At 71.3% G+C, this 17865-nt stretch carries 18 protein-coding genes; 13 read left to right on the top strand and 5 right to left on the bottom strand.

What is annotated here, in order from left to right:
- The first annotated feature begins 5 nt into the window (after positions 1 to 5).
- Positions 6 to 1352 carry an oxygenase MpaB family protein gene (locus K4S16_RS01495; RefSeq protein ID WP_149256989.1) on the top strand — a complete coding sequence of 449 codons (1347 nt, stop codon included), beginning with the start codon at positions 6 to 8 and terminating at the stop codon, positions 1350 to 1352.
- A gap of 3 nt (positions 1353 to 1355) precedes the next feature.
- Here the strand turns inward: K4S16_RS01495 and K4S16_RS01490 are convergent, their stop codons facing one another.
- A complete protein-coding gene (locus K4S16_RS01490; RefSeq protein WP_149256988.1) occupies positions 1356 to 1961 on the bottom strand; it encodes a TetR/AcrR family transcriptional regulator in 606 nt (201 codons plus the stop codon).
- Positions 1962 to 2164: 203 nt separating this feature from the next.
- Between K4S16_RS01490 and K4S16_RS01485 the strand changes: the two genes are divergently transcribed.
- Entirely contained in the window at positions 2165 to 2533 is a 369-nt protein-coding gene (locus K4S16_RS01485; RefSeq protein ID WP_235036498.1) for a nuclear transport factor 2 family protein, read from the top strand.
- Positions 2534 to 2591: 58 nt separating this feature from the next.
- On the top strand, positions 2592 to 2945 hold the full coding sequence (locus K4S16_RS01480; RefSeq protein ID WP_200841633.1) for a maleylpyruvate isomerase family mycothiol-dependent enzyme: 354 nt from the start codon (positions 2592 to 2594) through the stop codon (positions 2943 to 2945).
- A gap of 77 nt (positions 2946 to 3022) precedes the next feature.
- Here the strand turns inward: K4S16_RS01480 and K4S16_RS44865 are convergent, their stop codons facing one another.
- Positions 3023 to 4480 (bottom strand): OmpA family protein, encoded by a 1458-nt coding sequence (locus K4S16_RS44865; RefSeq protein ID WP_235036497.1) that lies wholly within the window; start codon positions 4478 to 4480, stop codon positions 3023 to 3025.
- A 156-nt stretch (positions 4481 to 4636) separates the two neighbouring features.
- Positions 4637 to 5107, bottom strand: coding sequence for a ribosomal protein L7/L12 (locus K4S16_RS01470; RefSeq protein ID WP_149256986.1), 471 nt, complete (start codon positions 5105 to 5107; stop codon positions 4637 to 4639).
- Between the two features lie 268 nt (positions 5108 to 5375).
- Between K4S16_RS01470 and K4S16_RS01465 the strand changes: the two genes are divergently transcribed.
- Together K4S16_RS01465 and K4S16_RS01460 are read left to right on the top strand one after the other, a co-directional pair.
- Positions 5376 to 5813, top strand: a complete 438-nt coding sequence (locus K4S16_RS01465; protein WP_149256985.1) for a DUF6153 family protein — start codon at positions 5376 to 5378, stop codon at positions 5811 to 5813.
- A gap of 76 nt (positions 5814 to 5889) precedes the next feature.
- Positions 5890 to 6504 (top strand): DUF305 domain-containing protein, encoded by a 615-nt coding sequence (locus K4S16_RS01460; RefSeq protein ID WP_149256984.1) that lies wholly within the window; start codon positions 5890 to 5892, stop codon positions 6502 to 6504.
- A gap of 107 nt (positions 6505 to 6611) precedes the next feature.
- Here the strand turns inward: K4S16_RS01460 and K4S16_RS01455 are convergent, their stop codons facing one another.
- A complete protein-coding gene (locus tag K4S16_RS01455; RefSeq protein ID WP_235036496.1) occupies positions 6612 to 7415 on the bottom strand; it encodes an SAM-dependent methyltransferase in 804 nt (267 codons plus the stop codon).
- A gap of 836 nt (positions 7416 to 8251) precedes the next feature.
- Between K4S16_RS01455 and K4S16_RS01450 the strand changes: the two genes are divergently transcribed.
- From K4S16_RS01450 to K4S16_RS01420, 7 genes are read left to right on the top strand one after another with little or no spacing between them, the layout of a single operon-like run.
- On the top strand, positions 8252 to 8728 hold the full coding sequence (locus tag K4S16_RS01450) for a cupin domain-containing protein (RefSeq protein ID WP_200841632.1): 477 nt from the start codon (positions 8252 to 8254) through the stop codon (positions 8726 to 8728).
- Positions 8725 to 10008: a beta-ketoacyl synthase gene (locus tag K4S16_RS01445; RefSeq protein WP_149256982.1), complete on the top strand. Its 1284-nt coding sequence runs from the start codon at positions 8725 to 8727 to the stop codon at positions 10006 to 10008. The genes K4S16_RS01450 and K4S16_RS01445 overlap by 4 nt, the downstream gene beginning before the upstream one ends.
- A complete protein-coding gene (locus tag K4S16_RS01440) occupies positions 10005 to 11339 on the top strand; it encodes a ketosynthase chain-length factor (protein WP_149256981.1) in 1335 nt (444 codons plus the stop codon). The genes K4S16_RS01445 and K4S16_RS01440 overlap by 4 nt, the downstream gene beginning before the upstream one ends.
- Before the next feature lies 1 nt (position 11340).
- Positions 11341 to 11616, top strand: a complete 276-nt coding sequence (locus tag K4S16_RS01435) for an acyl carrier protein (RefSeq protein WP_149256980.1) — start codon at positions 11341 to 11343, stop codon at positions 11614 to 11616.
- Complete coding sequence (locus K4S16_RS46765; RefSeq protein ID WP_200841631.1) at positions 11613 to 13112, top strand: methyltransferase; 1500 nt, start codon at positions 11613 to 11615, stop codon at positions 13110 to 13112. The genes K4S16_RS01435 and K4S16_RS46765 overlap by 4 nt, the downstream gene beginning before the upstream one ends.
- A 55-nt stretch (positions 13113 to 13167) precedes the next feature.
- Positions 13168 to 13878 (top strand): TcmI family type II polyketide cyclase, encoded by a 711-nt coding sequence (locus K4S16_RS01425; protein ID WP_160160836.1) that lies wholly within the window; start codon positions 13168 to 13170, stop codon positions 13876 to 13878.
- Complete coding sequence (locus tag K4S16_RS01420) at positions 13875 to 15032, top strand: cytochrome P450 (RefSeq protein WP_149256978.1); 1158 nt, start codon at positions 13875 to 13877, stop codon at positions 15030 to 15032. The genes K4S16_RS01425 and K4S16_RS01420 overlap by 4 nt, the downstream gene beginning before the upstream one ends.
- Positions 15033 to 15056: 24 nt before the next feature.
- On the opposite strand, the gene K4S16_RS01415 is transcribed toward K4S16_RS01420, so the two are convergent.
- The gene (locus tag K4S16_RS01415) at positions 15057 to 16061 is read right to left on the bottom strand and encodes an adenylate/guanylate cyclase domain-containing protein (protein ID WP_149256977.1); all 1005 of its coding nucleotides are present in this window, start codon (positions 16059 to 16061) and stop codon (positions 15057 to 15059) included.
- A gap of 211 nt (positions 16062 to 16272) precedes the next feature.
- Between K4S16_RS01415 and K4S16_RS01410 the strand changes: the two genes are divergently transcribed.
- Positions 16273 to 17853, top strand: a complete 1581-nt coding sequence (locus K4S16_RS01410) for a hypothetical protein (RefSeq protein ID WP_149256976.1) — start codon at positions 16273 to 16275, stop codon at positions 17851 to 17853.
- Positions 17854 to 17865 lie beyond the last annotated feature (12 nt).

The following is a 17865-nucleotide window of genomic DNA, read 5'->3' as shown; positions in this document are numbered from 1 at the left end:
ACCCGATGTCAACGCTGAACAGCGGAGCGGACGCCCGGCCGGACGCCGACCGGCATCCCTACGACTACTACTACCGGGAAGGCATGCTCCTGCGGCCCCCGCCCGAGACCGCGGCGGTCTCACCGCTCTGGCTGACCGAACCGCACATCGAGCAGTTCTCGCCCTGGATCCCGGTGCGGGCCGTTCCCGCCCGGACACCGCTGACCCGGCTGTTCGACGACCACCGCTGGCAGGGCGACGAAGTGATGGACGCCGTCGTCCTCGCCTTCACCAAGACCGGGATGTCGCGAGGCCGCCGGATGTTCGACCACGCACTCGACCACGGCATCGACACGGTCGCCGACCCGCCGCCCGCGCTCGTCGACCTGTTCCGCCGCCTGGACGATCCTCCCGACTGGTTCGACGCCGGCGCCTGGGAGCGGGGACGGCGGCTGTGGATCAACGCGTCCCTCTCCGGCAAGCTCACCATGATGCTCAGCGACGCCATGGGCACCTTCGTGGGGGCCGAGGTGTCCTCCGCGACCGGTCAGACCCGCCGGTTCCTCGCCGACTTCCGCAGACGCGAACTGGAGACCGTCACCTGGTTCCACAACGTCACCCGCCCCGGTGGTGCCGACCGGCACTCCCCGGTCTTCAAGAGCATCGTCAAGGTCAGGCTGATGCACGCCCAGGCACGACTCGCACTGCGCCGGATCTGGGGCGACGAGCACTTCGCCCGGCACGGCAACCCCATCTCCAACGCCATGACCATGGGGGCGGCGGTCACCTTCGGGCTGCTCCCGCCCTTGTTCGACCACGCGCACGGCCGCCGGATCGCCCCCGCCGACCTGGACGACGTCATGCTGTACTGGGCCTACATCGCCCACCTGATGGGCGTGGCCGACGAACTCGTCCCGCGGAACGCCGTCGACGGCCTGCGGATGGCCCACCACATGATCCTCACGGCGGGCGGCCCGACGGAATGGACCGACATCACGGTCAAGGCCGCCTGCGACCACGTCCTCAGCGACAACCCGGTGCTGCGGCGCCTGCAGGTCCACGGCGCGGCCCCGCTGCTCGGCCTGGTCTCGGCCCTCACCGGCGAATCCCTCGTCCGGGCCCTTCTCCGTGCCTCCCCTTTCGCGACGGTGCGCCTCCAGCCTTGGCAGGGCATCGCCCGACGCCTCGTCCACCTCAACGTGGCCATGCGCCGAGTCGGCGACCGCCTGCCGAACGCCCAACGCAGGATGGAGGCGCGAACCCGCGACGGCGACGCCTGGCAGCGCAGGGGCGTCGCCATGGTCTCCAAGATCGCCGCCCGGTCCGGAGTCACCGGCACCCCGTACGACCACCACGACGGCAGCGTGGGCTGACGTTCAGGTACCCAGCCCGGTCCAGAGCAGCCGCATCGCGCCTTCGACCAGCATGGACCTGGGCATGTCGGGGTTGCGCTCCCACCACTGCGCCACCCCGTCCAGCCCCGAGATGATCAGCTCGACCATGGCCTCGGCGATGGGTTCGCCGGGCTCGACCCCCACCGTGCGGATGTCGTCGGCCAGCAGCGCCGTCACCGCGCGGGTCCGCGACTCGCGGATGCCCTGCCGGACGATCTGGACCTCCGGGTCGTCCTCGCCGGTGCGGTCGAACAGCAGGCGCCGGGAGTCGGGACGGCTCTGCGCGAAGCTGAAGTAGGCCTCGATAGTGGAGCGCATCCGGTCCTCGGCGGTGCCGGACGACCGGATGCGGGCCCCGACGTACTCGATCAGCGAGGCGTTCTCCTCCTGCATCACCGCCAGGAGCAGGACGCGCTTCGAGGGGAAGTGGTCGTACATGACCGTCCGCGCCACCCCGGCGGCCGCCGCGATCTCGCCCAGGGACGCGCCGTGGTACCCCTTCTCGGCGAAGACCTTGACCGCCGCCGCTGTGATCAGAGCCCTGCGGGCCGGCGCCCGCAACCGCGGCTTGGGAGCGGCATCGGCCATCGCTGCAGTTCCTCCGTAGGACGGTGAACGACCATTATGGTCCCTGGCCAGCCCGAACCGCGCCCGCCGACGGGGAGGACCGGCGCCCTTCGCGCCGAACTCGCAGACGGAACGATGTCGAGAACCCGCCGACCGCTCCGACCGACCTGCAGGGGAGCCGCCGGTGCATGCGGCGGCGCCCATCGGGTTCGAAGGAGAAGGCAATGTCACGCAACATCGAGACCGTCAACACCTACCTGGACGGCTTCCGCAAGAACGATCACGAGCAGATCCTGTCCTGCCTGACCGACGACATCGAGTGGACCGTCTTCGGCGCCTTCCGCCTGACCGGCAAGGAGGCCTACGACAAGGCCATCGACGGCCCGCCCGGACTCCTCGACCCGCCGCGCCTGGAGGTCGTGCGGATGGTCGAAGAGGGCGATGTCGTCATGGCGGAACTCACTGGGACGGTGGAGCGCGCCGCGGGCGGCGAGATGCGCATGTCCATGGCGGAGGTGTTCGTCATGCGCGACGGCAAGATCGCCGAGCGCCGCGCCTGGGTCGTCGAACTGAAGGAGAACGACCACCGCTGACACGGCGTTCCGCCTGTGATGAGTTCTCGTCGGGGCGTGAGTCCTAGGTGCGGACGTGATGGCGAGCCTGGGAGAAGCCGTGAGTGATGTGTGGCCGATGGTGCACACGGAGCGTGCCGCGCTGATCGAGGACCTCTCGCACCTCGATGCCGAGCAGTGGGAGGGACCGTCGCTGTGCGACGGGTGGACGGTGCATGACGTGGTGGCCCATCTGGTCGACACGGCCCATACGACGCGCCTCGGTTTCGTCGTCCGCCTTGCGCAGGCCCGGTTCGACTTCCACCGGCAGAACGCACAAGAAGTGGAGCGGGAGCGCGGTGCTTCTTCGCTGCCGCTGGCCATCTCCGGGCGACAAGGGGCCCTGGACGAGTTCGCCGGATCGGGGGTCTCCGCCCTGGCGACGGCCGCCTGAGGCTTCGCTTCCGGGAAACGGGCAGCGGAGCGTCAGGCGGCCACGCCCTTCGCCGTCGGCGGTGTGCGGGGCGTCGGCTAATTGACCGCGACGCCCTTCAAGCGGAGCCCTTCATGGCCGGACCAGGGGAAGTCGATGTCCACGGTCCGGGCCTCGGCCGGAAGCCGGTAGACGCCCGAGTAGGTCACGCTCTCCCCGGGGTCGAGGACCTTCTTCGCGTCACTGCGGATCAAGGAGGCGCAGACGCATTCCTCGCTCGATGCGCGCAACGGGTAGTACCAGACGCCACTGGCCGTGTCGAGGACGGAGATTCCGTCAGCGCTCTGCGACGTGGGCGTCATCATGTCGTGGTACTGGAGGTCCAACTCGAACGCCGAGCCCACGTCCGCCTGGGACTTCCCGTTGTTGCGGAGCGTCCAGACGAAGGTGGTCAGGCCTGACTGGTCGCGATGCAGGGAGTTCACTTCGACCTGCAGGTTCTTGGCCTCGGGCGCGGTGAAGGCCGCCGTCTTGGACGAGGCCGGCTTGCCGGGCGTCCAGCGGTAGGGCTGCCCGCCCGCCGTGGTGGGAGGAGGCGGCGGCATGGTGAAGCTCGCGGTGACCCGGCGGTTCTTGCGGCGCCCGCTCTCGCTGTCGTTGGACGCCACGGGGTCGGCTGATCCGTGTCCGGCGGTCTGGAAGGTGACGCCGGTGCGGGTGACCAGCCGCTTGAGCCGGTCGGCGACGGCCTTGGCGCGCCGCTCCGACAGCGGTCGGTTGATGGCGTCGTTGCCGCTCGAGTCGGTGTAGCCGTCGATCTTGACCGTGCTGCCGCGGGACGAGTCGACCTGCTGGGCAACGCCGCGCAGGAGCTTGTCGGCCTGCGGTGTCAGATCGGCCTTGTTCAGGGCGAACAGCACGTCCGACGACAGCCGCACGGCACGGTTGTCGCCGTCGTCGTCCACGGACTGGTCGTCGCCTTGGGCGACCCCGGCCACGGTGAGGATGCGCGGCGGCGCCAGCGACACCGAGGCCGGGTCCTTCTGGTCCGGCAGCGCCCGCAGCGGGCCGTCACCGATCGGCACGTCCTGCATCGGCACGGTCAGGGGGAGCGTCACCGTCACCCTCTTCACCGCGGCGGGCGGAGCGGGGAAGACCGCGTAGACGTCCAGCGAGGCACCGGGCGGGAGCCCCTCGGCGCCGAGCGCGGTGCACAGGCACGTGCCGTCGGCCGTCCTCAGCGGCATGTAGAGCTTGCCGCCGATCCCGTCGAGCAATCCGATCCCGTTCGCCTCCAGACTGCGGATGTCGCCCTCACGGCCGCCCTCGAACAGACTGATCCGCAGCTTCAGTTCGCTCTGTCCATCGTTGACGACGCGGAATTGCCCCGTGACGGTGTTGGCGGAGGTCCTGCTCAGCTTCAGGAGTTCGACGTGCGCCGGGCCCGAGTCGTGCGCCATCGGGACCGCGAAACCGGCCTCGGCGGCCGCCTTGCCGGTCTTCTCCGGGCCGCCGGAATCATCGTCACCTCCATCGCCGCATGCGGAGATAGCCAAGAGAAGGGCTAACGCCCCCGCTCCCACGCGGCAGGCTCGGGCCTGCCCCTGACCACGTACTCCCATTTCCCTGCTCCCCGTTCCACTGAAAGAGTGGTGATACCGGCGGAGGAGCGCCTTGTGGCGGCGGCTCTTCCGTGTCCCCGCTGCCGACGGTCAGCGGAGTGCCTCGATGAAGCGGTGCGCCTCCTCGCGCTGCATGCCGGTCTCGGCGCAGACGAGCGCGATGGCCGATTCGTAGTCTCCGGCGGCCTTGAAGGCCCGTACCCGGTCCGACAGCACGGGCCTTTCCTCGGGCGGCTCTGCGGGGACCCAACCGGCTCGGACGGCGTCGACGTACTCTTTGGCCCCTCTCGTCCCGAGAGAGGTCTCCCGCTTGACGAGTTTCACCGCGTCCTTCCCTCTCCCTTCAGCGATCAGCGCGCGCGCTTTGGCCTGGACGTCGACCGGAACCGACCGCGCATACGCCTCACCTTTGAGGCCGTCCACGTAATCCTTGGCCTCTTTGAGCCCGAGCCCGGTGACCTGCCGGATCAGCTTGATGGCGGGAATCATGTCGCCTCCGGCGACCAGGGCGATCGCCTTCTCCCTGGCCTCGGGAATGACGTACGGGACGGGCTGCTTCACTCGATCAACTCCTCCGTAGGCGGTCGCCCGATTCTCGTGCGGCGACTCGTGCGGACGAAAGCGGACGAACCCTTTGACGGTCGCGCGCTGAATACGGTTGCCAGGCTGATACCTGTCGGCCCTCTCACCCGCGCTCGTCCAGAACGGCCGGCGTGGCGGGGAGGTATGGCCTCAGCCGATGCCTGCCGATCGCTACGCTGTTCCCAAGGATCGGGGAGCACGGCGCAGAGAGAGCGCGGCATCCGGGGCGGTACGAGCGGAACGGCGGGTGGGACGGCTGAAGGGGGCGACGGAGCACTCTCCGCGTCAGCGCGTCCTCCGGGCGGTGTTCGGCCTGTGCGTGCTTTTCGGCCTGCTGGCGATGCACGGCTTCCAGGCCGCATCGAACCCGGCCGACATGAGCGGCGTTCCGCTGACGTCCATGGCGGCCGGGCACGCCACCCCGGTCGGGGGCGCGATGGCGGAGCACCATTCGCCTCATGGTGAGGGAACGGGCGGTCACCACTCCGACCACCCCGACCATCCCGGCGGCCAACTCTGCCTGGCCATGCTGACCGTGCTCGCGGTCGCCGCGGCCATCCTGGCGCTGCACCTGCGGGCGTCGCCCGCCGTGGCCGCGCCCCGGTCTGCACGGGTCCGGATCCTGCTGGTGGGGCGGCCGCCGCCGCGACCGTCCCTGCATCGGTTGAGCGTGCTGAGGCTGTGACAGGTCTTCGGCGGTGCCCGCATGGGCGTCGTCGCCGACCACCGATCACAGATCTCGACACGAAAGGCACACCACGATGAAGCGAGCGTTCGCGCTCGTGACCGTCCCGGCCATGGCGATCGCTCTGGCCGCGTGCGGTGACGGCAAGGACTCCCACGGAACGACGGGGCACTCGACGTCCGCGAGCTCGCCACCCGCTTCGGGCGGCGCGCAGGCGGGCCGGCACAACGGCCAGGACGTCATGTTCGCGCAGATGATGATCCCGCATCACCGGCAGGCGGTCGAGATGGCCGACCTCGCGGCCACCCGGGCCTCCTCCGCGGAGGTGAAGTCCCTGGCCGCCGAGATCAGGAAGGCGCAGGCGCCGGAGATCGAGCAGCTCTCCGGGTGGCTGAAGGACTGGGGCGCTCCGGTTCCCTCACCCGGCATGACCGGCATGGGCGGCATGCACCATGGCGGCACGGACGGCATGATGAGCGAGCAGGACATGAAGGAGTTGAAGGCGGCCAAGGGCGAGGCGTTCGACAAGGCGTTCCTGGAGATGATGATCGAGCATCACGAGGGCGCCGTGGCCATGGCCAGGACCGAGGAGTCCGCCGGGATGTTCCCGCCGGCCAAGCGGATGGCCGGGAGCATCGTCTCCTCGCAGACCGCCGAGATAGCGAGGATGCGAACCCTGCTGAAGCAGTAACGGCCGTCCTGCGCGAGGCGGGTGGGGCCGCGCCCCGCCCGCCTCGTTGCAGTCCTCGCCGTATGGTGCGCTCCTGCTCGCGCACTGCGAGGCGGGCGCGGGACGGGTCAGCGCTTGCGGCCGATGCCCCCGTACATGTGGACGTGGGCGTCCGCGACCTCGGACGCCGCCTGGTCGGGGTGCCAGTGGTTCACGAGCACGATGCCCGGGTCGAGGATCTCCAGGCCGCCGAAGAAGCGCTCCACCTCGGGCTTCGTCCGCGCCACCAGCGGGATGCCGTTGGCGTTGTAGGCCGCCACGCCCGCCGCGACCTCTTCCGGTGCGCTGTCGGCCGTGCAGGTCGACAGCGCGAGCATGCTGCCCGGAGCCAGGGGCTCCATCAGGCGGTCGATGATCCGCTGGACCTCGGCGTCGTCCGGCATGAAGTGCACGATCGCGATCAGGCTCAGTGCGACGGGCAGGCTCAGGTCGAGGGTCTCGCCCAGGCGGCTGGAGCCCAGGATCGCGTCGGGATCGAGGAAGTCGGCGTCGAGGTAGGTGGTCCTGCCCTCCGGCGCGCTCGTGAGCAGAGCGCGGGCGTGGACCAGGACGATCGGGTCGTTGTCGACATAGACGATCCGCGACTCCGGCGCGACGGCCTGGGCCACCTCGTGCAGGTTGGGGGAGGTGGGGAGCCCCGTGCCGATGTCCAGGAACTGCCGGATGCCGAACTCATCGACCAGGCGGCGGGTCATCCGCGCCATGAAGTTCCTGTTGGCGCGCATGGATTTCGGGAGGTTGGGCCAATCACCGACGATGTTCGCCGCGGCCGCCCGGTCCGCCGGGTAGTTGTCCTTGCCGCCGAGGATGTAGTCGTAGACCCGGGCGGAATGGGGGATCTCGGTGTTCAGGTCCACCTGGTCTTCGGTCACGTCTGCCCCTCGGATCGTCCCGACTGCCGCCCAAGATCACTCTAGAGGCCGCATCGGCGTCCGGTGCACGGATTCACCCGCATTCACCCCGCATTCACTCGCATCGGTGAGCCCGAGGCGGTGCCCATGCCGAGTGCCGGCCGCGGCCGCCGTCGCCCGCGGTCCCCGGCTGCCGCGGCCGACCGCCTCTCGCTCGGTCGGCCGACCGGCACGGTGCCGGCGGGAATCCCGGGCATTCCGCTTTCGGGTGTCCGCGAACCGTCAGGGAATCCTGCCTTCCAGGCCGCCCCGAAGACAATTGATCCGTCCTGGTGAGAGTACTGGAGCGAGAGTGGTCCAAGAACGCCTTCATTGAACGTGCAACCGTTCCGGGTGGCATCGCGGCCGCCGTTTTCGTCGAAATCGACGCCCGTGTTTCTCGTGTCGTCCGATGCGATCGACTTATGGCGAGGCGATCCGGATGGAGCCGTGGCCCCGATCTTCGGGGCCACGGCCATGATGGTCTTCCTGGCAGCTCAGAAGTGATGATCGCCAGTGCCGTGATCGACGACCTCCACGGCTGAAAAGCCAGCGAACCGCGTTCATCTGGCGAGCCGCCCAGCTCGGGCATACGGAGTAATCGACTCAAATCAAATTCCCTTTTAGGGGGGGCCGGTGGATTTGCAGAGTGCCTCGCAACAATCTACCTGCGGCCAGTAATTGATCGTCAATTCCTGGTTATAAGAAGAGTGTTCGCGCGGTTCTCCGAAAGGAACGCCCTTGATGACCCGCACCTTCGTCCCCCTCGTCCCCCGCTCCGCCGGCCCGGTCTCGCCCAGAAGGCGGGGCGGGACGACGTGACCGCTCTCGAAGCCGTCAAGGTCGGCGCCGGCGACGTCGTCCCCAACCACCGGCTCGGCGGCACCGTCCGGGTGCTCCTGTCGCCGGGCACGGCCCGGACGACGGCGGGCTTCATGGCGCTCCTCGAACTGGAGCCGGGTGAGCGCGTCAGCGAGCACTACCACCCGTACACCGACGAGCACGTCTACGTCTGCGACGGGCGGCTTCTCGTCACCGTCAACGGCGCGGAGCAGACCGTGGGCCCGCGGGAGTCGCTGCTGATCCGGCGGGGCGCCCGGCACCGCTACGAGAACCGCGGCGACCGGCCGGTGACGGCCGTGCTGTTCCTCGGGCCGCTGGCGCCGAGCCCCGAGATGGGGCATGTGGAGACCGCGGAGCCGCCCGGCGACGGGCCGCCCCCGTCGGTGGACGCGAAGCCCGGGCCGGCGATGGATGCGGCGCCGTCCGCCGCGGGCACGCGGGAGCGGGCATGAGCGAGTGCCCGGCCCGTCCCGTCGCGATCACCGGGATCGGGGTCCTGGCGCCGGGCACTCCGGGCACGGGCGGGTTCTGGGAGACCGTCACCGGCGGCAAACCCGCCTTCCGCACGATCACCGCCTTCGAACCGGGGCCCTTCCGGTCCCGGGTGGCGGCGGAGATCGACTTCGACGCCGGCCGGCACGGGCTGACGCCCCGGCAGCGGCGCCGGATGGACCGCGCCGCCCAGTTCGCCGTCGTCACCGCCCGCGAGGCCCTGGCCGCCTCCGGGCTCGGCTCCGGCGGCCTCGACCCGGCCCGCACCGGCGTGGTCGTCGGCAGCGCGGTCGGCTGCACCGGCTCCCTGGAACGCGAGTACAGCGTGGTCAGCGACAGCGGTCGTCTCGCGGTGGTGGATCCGTCGTACGGATCGCCGCACCTGCCCGACTACCTCGTCCCGACGTCCGTGGTCCGGGAGGTCGCCTGGGAGGTCGGCGCGGAAGGCCCCGCCTGCATGGTGTCGACCGGATGCACCTCCGGACTGGACGCCCTCGCGCACGGGGTGGAGATCATCCGCGAGCGCGCCGCGGACGTGGTGCTGGCCGGGGCGTGCGAAGCCCCCATCTCCCCGATCACGGTGGCCTGCTTCGACGCGATCCGGGCGACCTCCCCCGACAACGACGACCCCGAGCGGGCCTGCCGCCCCTTCGACGCCACCCGGGCGGGGTTCGTCCTCGGCGAGGGCGCGGCGATGCTGGTACTGGAGGACTCCGCCGCCGCCCGCGCGCGGGGCGCGCACGTCCACGCGGAGATCCGCGGGTTCGCGTCCCGCTGCAACGCCTACCACATGACCGGCCTGCGGCCCGACGGCGCGGAGATGGCGGAGGCGATCAGGAGCGCGCTGGCCGAGGCTGGCGTCCCCGCGAGCGGCGTCGACTACGTCAACGCGCACGGGTCGGGCACCAGGCAGAACGACCGGCACGAGACGGCCGCCTTCAAACGCGGGCTCGGCGCGGAGCACGCCTACCGGGTGCCCGTCAGCTCCATCAAGTCGGTGGTGGGCCACTCGCTCGGCGCGATCGGCGCGATCGAGGTGGCGGCGTGCGCGCTGGCCATCGAGCACGACCTCGTCCCGCCGACCGCGAACCTCCGGAACCGGGACCCCGAATGCGACCTGGACTACGTTCCGGTGACGGCGCGGGAGCAGCGGGTCGACACGGTGCTCACGGTCGGCAGCGGATTCGGCGGCTTCCAGAGCGCGATGGTGCTCAGCGCCCCGGGACGGTGGCCGGGATGACCGGGACCGCGGCGACCGCGAACGGGGAGCGCGCGGTCATCACCGGGCTCGGCGTGGTGTCGCCGAGCGGCCTCGGCACCGAGCGCCACTGGGCCGCGACGCTCGCCGGGCGCGTCGCGGTAGGGCCCATCACCCGGTTCGACCCGAGCGGCTACCCGGTGCGGCTCTCCGGCGAGGTCCCCGGGTTCGTCCCGGACGACCACCTCCCCGGACGGCTGCTGCCGCAGACCGACCGCGTCACCCAGCTGGCCCTGACCGCCGCCGAATGGGCGCTCACCGACTCGGGGCTGTCGCCGTCCCCGGAGGACTCGCTGCGCTACGGCGTCGTGCTGGCCAACTCGGCGGGCGGGTTCGAGTTCGGCGAGAACGAGCTGCGCAAGCTGTGGTCGGCGGGGCCGAAGAAGGTCAGCGCGTACCAGTCGTACGCCTGGTTCTACGCGGTCAACACCGGCCAGATCTCCATCCGGCACGGGCTGCGCGGCCCCTGCGGCGTCCTGGTCAGCGGCCAGGCCGGGGCGCTGGACGCGATCGGGCAGGCCGGCCGCGTGCTGCGCAGGGGCGCCGACGGCGTGCTGACCGGCGGGTTCGAGGCGCCGCTGTGCTCGTACGCGGTCACTGCGATGGCGGTCGGCCGGGACGCGATGACCGCTCCGCGGCTGTCCGCGGGCGACGACCCGGCGACCGCCTACCGCCCGTTCGCCGCCGACGCCACCGGGCACGTGATCGCCGAGGGCGGCGCGGTCCTCGTGCTGGAGCGGGAAGGCCGCGCCCGCGCCCGCGGCGCCCGCCACTTCTACGGGCGGATCGCCGGGTACGCCGCGACGATGGACCCGCCGCCCGGGTCGGGCCGTCCGGGGACGCTGCGCAACGCCGCGGCGCGCGCGCTCGCCGACGCGGGCGTCGCCCCGGAGCGGATCGACGTGGTGTTCGCGGACGCCGCCGGAAGCCCGGAGCTCGACCGGGCCGAGGCCGAGGCGCTCACCGCCCTGTTCGGCGCCGGCGGGGTGCCCGTGACAGCGCCCAAGGCGATGACCGGCCGGATGTCGGCGGGCGGCGCCGCCGTGGACGTCGCGACCTGCCTGCTGGCCATGCGCGACGGGCTGATCCCGCCCACCGCCGACGTCCGGCCCGACCCGTCCTACGGGCTCGACCTGGTCACCGGGCGGCCGCGGCCCGCCCGCATCGACCACGCGCTGGTCCTCGCGCGCGGCGAGGGCGGATTCAACAGCGCTCTCGTCCTGGCCGCGTGCACGCCCGCGAACCCGTCCGAGGCCGGACCACGCGGTCCGCGGACGTCCCGCGCCCCTTCCGGAACCGAACGCTGGAGCTGAGATGGCCCAAGACGGCCCGATAACCCTGACCGACCTGGTGACCGTGCTGCGCGCCTGCGCCGGCGAGGCCGACGGCGTCGACCTCGGCGGCGACATCGCCGACCGGGAGTTCGCCGACCTCGGCTACGACTCCGTCGCGCTGATGGAGGTGTCCGCGCGGATGGCCGAGCGCTTCGGCCTGGAACTCGACGAGGACGCGCTGTCCGACCCCGCGACCCCCGCGGAGATGCTCCGCCGCCTCAACCGGGCCGCGGCCGCGGAGGGGGAGGTGCGATGACCGCGTGCACCGACAACCACATCCTGGTGGACGCCCCCATGGACCTCGTATGGGAGCACACCAACGACGTGGCGGGATGGCCGGAGCTGTTCACCGAGTACGCCGCCGCGGAGATCCTCGAACGGGACGGCGCCTCGGTGACGTTCCGGCTCACCACCCACCCGGACGAGCAGGGCAGGGTCTGGTCGTGGGTGTCGCGGCGCACCCCGGACCCCGAGACGCGGACCGTCCGCGCCCACCGCCTGGAGACCGGGCCGTTCGCGTTCATGAACATCCGCTGGGAGTACCGGCAGCAGCCGGCGGGCGTGCTGATGCGGTGGACGCAGGAGTTCGCGATGAAGCCGGACTCCCCGATCGGCGAGGACGCGATGCGCGACCGCATCAACCGCGGCACCGTCGAGCAGATGGCGCACATCAAGGCGGTCCTGGAGGACCGGGCCCGCGCCCGCGGAGGCGACGGGTCCGGCGGGGACGCCTCCGGCGACCTCCACGCGCGGCGCCTGCTGTACCTGACGTGCGGCATGCGGCTGGCCGCGGTGGTGAGCACGCTGGCGGAACTCGGGGTGGCGGACCTGACGGCGTCCGGACCGCGGTCGGTCACCGACCTGGCCGCGGCCACCGGCACCCTGCCGGACGCGCTCTACCGCCTGCTGCGCTGCGCCGCCTCCGTCGGGATCATGGAAGAACGGCCCGACGGGCGGTTCGCGAGCACCCCCCTCTCCGACGCGCTGCGCGCCGACGACCCCCGCAGCCTGCTGCCGCTCGTCCTGCACAGCGCGCGGCCCTTCGTGACCAAGCCGTTCGGGGCGCTGGCGCACAGCGTCCGCACCGGCGAGCCCGCGACCGTGCCCGCGCTGGGCTCCGACATCTGGCACTACTTCGAGGACAACCCCGAGGACGGCGCCCACTTCGACCGCACCATGACCACCCTCGGCCGCTGGGAGACCGGACGGCACCTGGACGTCGTCGAACCCGAGCGGTTCCGCCGGATCGCCGACCTCGGCGGCGGGCAGGGCCACTTCCTCGCGGCGGCGCTGGAGCGGGCGCCGGACGCGTCGGGCGTGCTGTTCGAACGGCCTGCCGTCGTCGCCGCAGCGGCGGAGGTGCTCGACGCGCAGGGGGTCGCCGAGCGCGTCACCCCGGTCGCCGGGGACTTCTTCACCGATCCGCTGCCGGACGACTGCGACGCCTACGTGCTCAAGGCCGTCCTGCACAACTGGCCGGACGAGCGGGCCGCCGAGCTGCTGACCGCCGTCCGCAAGGCGATCGGTGACCGGGAGGCGCGGCTGTTCATCGTCGAGCACGTGGTGGCGGAGGGCAACGGATGGGACCACGCCAAGTTCCTCGACCTCGACATGCTCGTCCTGTTCGGCGGCCGGGAGCGGCGGCTGGGGGAGTGGCGGCGGCTGCTGGCCCGGTGCGGGTTCGCGCTGGCCAACCGTCCCCCGGAGGGGCGCTGGACCGTTCTCGAATGCCGCACCGAAGAAGCCGCGTGACCGAGTGCGCCGCACCAGCGGCCGGCTCCCGGACCCGATGCCAAGGAGGACGAGCATGCTCCCGTACGCCCCGCCCCCGACCCACCGGGCGGTCATGGTCCGAAAGATCGCGCCCGGCGCCCGGGACGCCGTGGCGGCGGCGTTCCGCGAGCACGACCGCACCGACCTGCCCCGCCGCATCGGCGTCGCGCGCCGGACCCTGCTGACCTACCACGACCTGTACATCCACCTGGTCGAAGGCGACGCGTCGTTCAAGGACGCGCTGTACGCCGCGGCCGACGAGCCGCTGTTCCGCGAGATCGACGCCAGGCTCGCGACGCTGCTCGTCCCCTATGACAAGGACCGCCCGGCCATGCGCCAGGCGCAGGCCGAGGAGTTCTACCACTGGTCGGACGACCGGCGGAAGGCGACGTACCGGCTGCTGCTGGAGATCCGCATGGACGAGGCGCGCGGCACGGAGTTCGAACGGGTCTGGCACCGGATTTCCGCCGTCGCCGCCCGCCACCCCGGCTGCGTCGCGCAGTCGCTGTCGCGCGACGCCGCGGACCCCGGCACCTACCTCCTGGTCAGCGACTGGACCGACGAGGCGGCCCACACGAGCTTCGTCGAATCGCCCGAGCACCGAGCGGTCGCCGCCACGTTCCGCGACCTGGGCGCCACCGTCCGGGCGACCCGCACGCACATCCGCGACCATGTCGACTCGGACAACCCGTCCCGAGAGGAAAGCACCGCCCAGGCGTCGACGGCGGGGCAGGGAGAGCGATGACCGCGGAGACACCGCCCCTGATCGGCGACATCCGCGCGCCGGGCCCGGTCGCGCGCGTGCGGATGCCGTCGGGCGACATCGGGTACGTGGTGACCCGGGCGGCCGAGGCGCAGCACGTCCTGGCCGACCCGGCGTTCAGCAGCGCGGCGTCGTTCCTTCCCCGCACCCCCACCGACGCCGACGGCGACCCGGTCGGCGCCGGCCGCGTCCTGTTCGACATGGACCCGCCCGAGCACACCCGGCTCCGGCGGGTGGTCGCCAAGGCGTTCACCCGCCGCCGCGTCGAGTCGATGCGGGAGGACATCGCGGACGCCGTCGACGGACTGCTGGACGAGATGGCCGCGGGCGGGCAGCCCGCCGACCTGGTCCAGTCGCTCTGCGCGCCGCTGCCGCTCACCGACATCTGCCAGCTGCTCGGCGTCCCCTACAAGGACCGCGCCTCCTTCCGCGCCTGGGCCGAGACGATCGTGTCGGTGCGCGGCCACACCCAGGAGGAGATCGACCGCGTCCGGGCGGCGATCTACGGCTACATCGTCGAACTGGTCGCGGCCAAGCGAGCCGAACCCGCCGACGACCTCCTCAGCGACATGCTGACCGCCCGCGACCGGGAGGACCGGATCACCGAGCGGGAACTGGTCAGCCTCGCCGTCACCCTGCTGATCGCCGGGCACGGCCCCACGATGAACCAGCTCGGCCGCTGCGCGCACGCTCTGCTGACGAGTTCCGGGATGTACGCCGCACTTTGCCGTGACCCGGACTTGGTGGAATCGGCCGTCGAGGAACTGCTGCGGACGGTGCCGTCGGTGCCCGTCCCCACCCCCCGCCTGGCACTCCGGGACGTGGAGGTGGGCGGTGTGACGATCCCCGCCGGAAGCGTGGTCGCGGTGTCGGCGATAGCGGCCAACCACGATCCCGCCGTCTTCACCGAGCCCGAGGTGACGGACCTCGGCCGCACAGACAACAAGCACATCACCTTCGGCCACGGCCCGCACTTCTGCATCGGATCCCACCTGGCCCGAACCGAGCTGCGCACCGCCCTCACCGCCCTGACAAGGCGCTTCCCCGACCTGCGCTTGGCCGTCCCGCCCTCAGCCGTCGAATGGCGCAAAGACTCCCTTTTCCACGGCCCCCTGGAACTCCCCGTGAACTGGTGATTCAGCCGCCTTCACCCTGGGATGTCAGGGGGCGCGGCCGATCAGTCTGGCAACCGTGGCGTCCAGGGCCTGGACCTGTGACGACTCCCCGGCGTAGGCGTGGACGAGCGCGAGGAACTCCTCCAGCCCGCCGGGGAACTCCAGGCACGTGCGGACGATGGAATGGACGTCCAGGTGGGGCTGCGTGCGGCGCGGAATGCGGATCGCGATGTCCTTGCGCAGGTCGTCGACGATCTGCTGGCGGCCCTCGGCCGTCGTCAGCAGCGGAATGTCCATGAGGCGGTCCACGATCTCGAAGAGCCCGGGGGCGCGGGGGCCGTCGGCCTCGTCCGGCAGAGGGCGGGCCTCGGGCCCGGGGGCCGCCGGTCCGCTGCCGTTGGCCGGAAGCGGCCCCACTCGTGCGGGCGTCCCCGCCGATGCCGGCGAGCCCCCGCCGCGAACGCAGAGCCAGGCGGTGGTGTCGGTCTCCTTGAGGTGCACGCCGATCGGACTGAACTCCGTGGGGTCGATGGCGCCGCGGCCATGCTGGATCACCGCGCCGTAGAACTCGTCGGACGCGAGGACCCCCAGGTCGGCCGGTACGGCGGCGAGGGCCTCCTTGAAGGACGGCGCGTCCAGGAGCCGGCTGACGTGGTTGACGGTGGTGCCGACCATGCCGTTGTCATCGGTTTCGAGCGGCCCGCTGTGCAGCGCGATCCGCAGCCGCATCCGCGCGTGCTCCGCCGCGAGTTCGTTGTGCCTGCGGAGGGCGCCGCGCAGGTGGTCGGGCAGCGGGTGGACGAGGCGGGCCGGGTCGCAGGACGGCGGCAGCACGACGATGGCCCCGTCGCCGCGATCCTCCCGGTAGCAGTCCTCGAAGGGCAGGCCCGACGCCTCGAAACAGTTCCGCAGAGTCTTGTAGAGGACCTCCCGCAGATGGCTCTGGACGTGGTCGGGGCGTTTGCCGAAACCGATGATGTCGCAGACGAAGAGCGTGCAATGGCCGGTCGGGGTCCACCCGGTCCCCGCTTCTCCGGAGCCGTTCCGCATGACCTCTGATGCCCCTTGAAGTTGGATTGCCCCCAACTGTGCACGCACGGTGCTCGCTCCGGCAAGTACCGTGCCGAGCGGCCGTGCCGGTGAATGGGCGCCGTTGCGGTTGTGTGGTAAATCCCATTGTGTCCGGCGACGCAGAACTACCGGATGATCGCGGCCTACATTGACTGGCGGAACGGCCGAGGGGCGGGAAGGCAGACGGCGCATGGCGGACGAGGAGACGAGGTCACCGGCCCTGGTGCCGCAGACGGCGATGTCCTTGGGGCATGCGCAGGAGCAGATCCGCACGGAGCCGTCCACCGCCGACATCGTCGCGCTGCTCACTGACATACCGGATATGCGGGAGGCGGGCGGGCGCTCCATCGTCGTGCATTACATCAGCGAGCACGTGCGCGCGCCGCTGCTGCTGCCGGACCATCCGCAGCCGAGGTATTACCTCTACAACCTCGTCCTCGCCTGCCGGGAAATTCCCGACGGGCTGCAGTTGCTGGTCCGCGCGGTCGAGTTCGTGGCCGGCCCGACCGCGGCCGTGGCGCGGCTCAAGCGCATGATGAGCCCCGTCCGCGCCCACTTGGAACCGGTCGTCGAGACCCAGATCGAGGACCTGCTGACCGGCCTGCGGATACGGTCCCTCACCCGGCTCTATGTGGCCGCCACCGGGAACAGCATCGCCACCGTCCCGTTCCGGCTCACCGACGCATGGGACGCGTTCTCAGCCCTCCTCGACCACAACACGGCTCCCGGCAAACCCTCGCCGCACCTCATATTCGTCGCGATGCTGCTGCAGACCATGCAGACACGGCAGTCGGCGGGAAACGCCGGGACCGAGGAGGCATGGCGGCTCAAAAGGCTGCGCGAGTGGCTGGCGATGCAGACGGAGCAGCTGCGCGGCGACGGCAACGTCGCGCAGGCCGATTACCTCGACCGGATGCGGGACCGTTCCGGGGCGCTCGCGACGCGCGCCGACAAGCCCATCTACCTCATCATCCAGCTCGAACCGCTGCCGGACCTCGTCGGGGACGAGATGATGTGCCGGCTCTCGCACTGGCGGCAGATACACCCGCTCGAATGGCGCCCCGAGCCGGGGGAGGACCGGGTGGTCCCGCTGAGCGCGGTGCGCGAGCACGTCGGCGACCTGATCCACGAGGCCGAGCGCGGCTGGGCCTACGAGCTCGACGACTCCCTGGTGCTGGAGTTCGTGCTGCCGCTGCACATGATCAATCTCGATGTGGACCAGTGGACGCGTGACGTCTCCGAGATGCCCGATCCGCCCCCGCTCGGCGCGGAGTACGAGATCCTCGTCCGGTGCCAGGAGAGGCTGCGCGAGCTCGGGATTCACCGCGCCTGGCGGCAGCGCTGGCAGGTGCTCGTCGAGGCCGTCGACGGCGTCACCTACTGGGCCGCTCCGGGGGAGCCCGCCCACCCGCGTCCTATGGGCGATCGGCTGCTGAGCAGCCGGGAGATCGTCGCGTGCGTGCTGAGCGGCCCGCCCGATCGCGAGCCGGGCCGGAGCGAACTCTGGAAGGCGCTGCGTGCGGGAGTGCCCGTGGTGCTCTGGCACCGGGCGGATCAGCTCGCTCCGGAAACGCGGGAGGCGGTGCGGCAGGTCGTCGACCGTCCCGACATCAGGGGCCTGCCCACCGACATCAAACGGCTGCGGGGAAACGCGCCGCCCTCGGAGGTCCATAATGGTCGCTCCGCCTTGGAGGTGACCCTCCTATGGGACGACCCGAACCACTTCTTGGACGATGCCCGTGCTCTGCGGGCCCCGGCATCCCGGACGTGACAGTCAGCGCGA

It is taken from the genome of Actinomadura sp. K4S16 (genome assembly GCF_008327685.1).
Taxonomy (GTDB): Bacteria; Actinomycetota; Actinomycetes; order Streptosporangiales; family Streptosporangiaceae; genus Spirillospora.
Note: the sequence above shows the minus strand (reverse complement) of the source record. Positions and strands in the feature narration are given on the sequence as shown.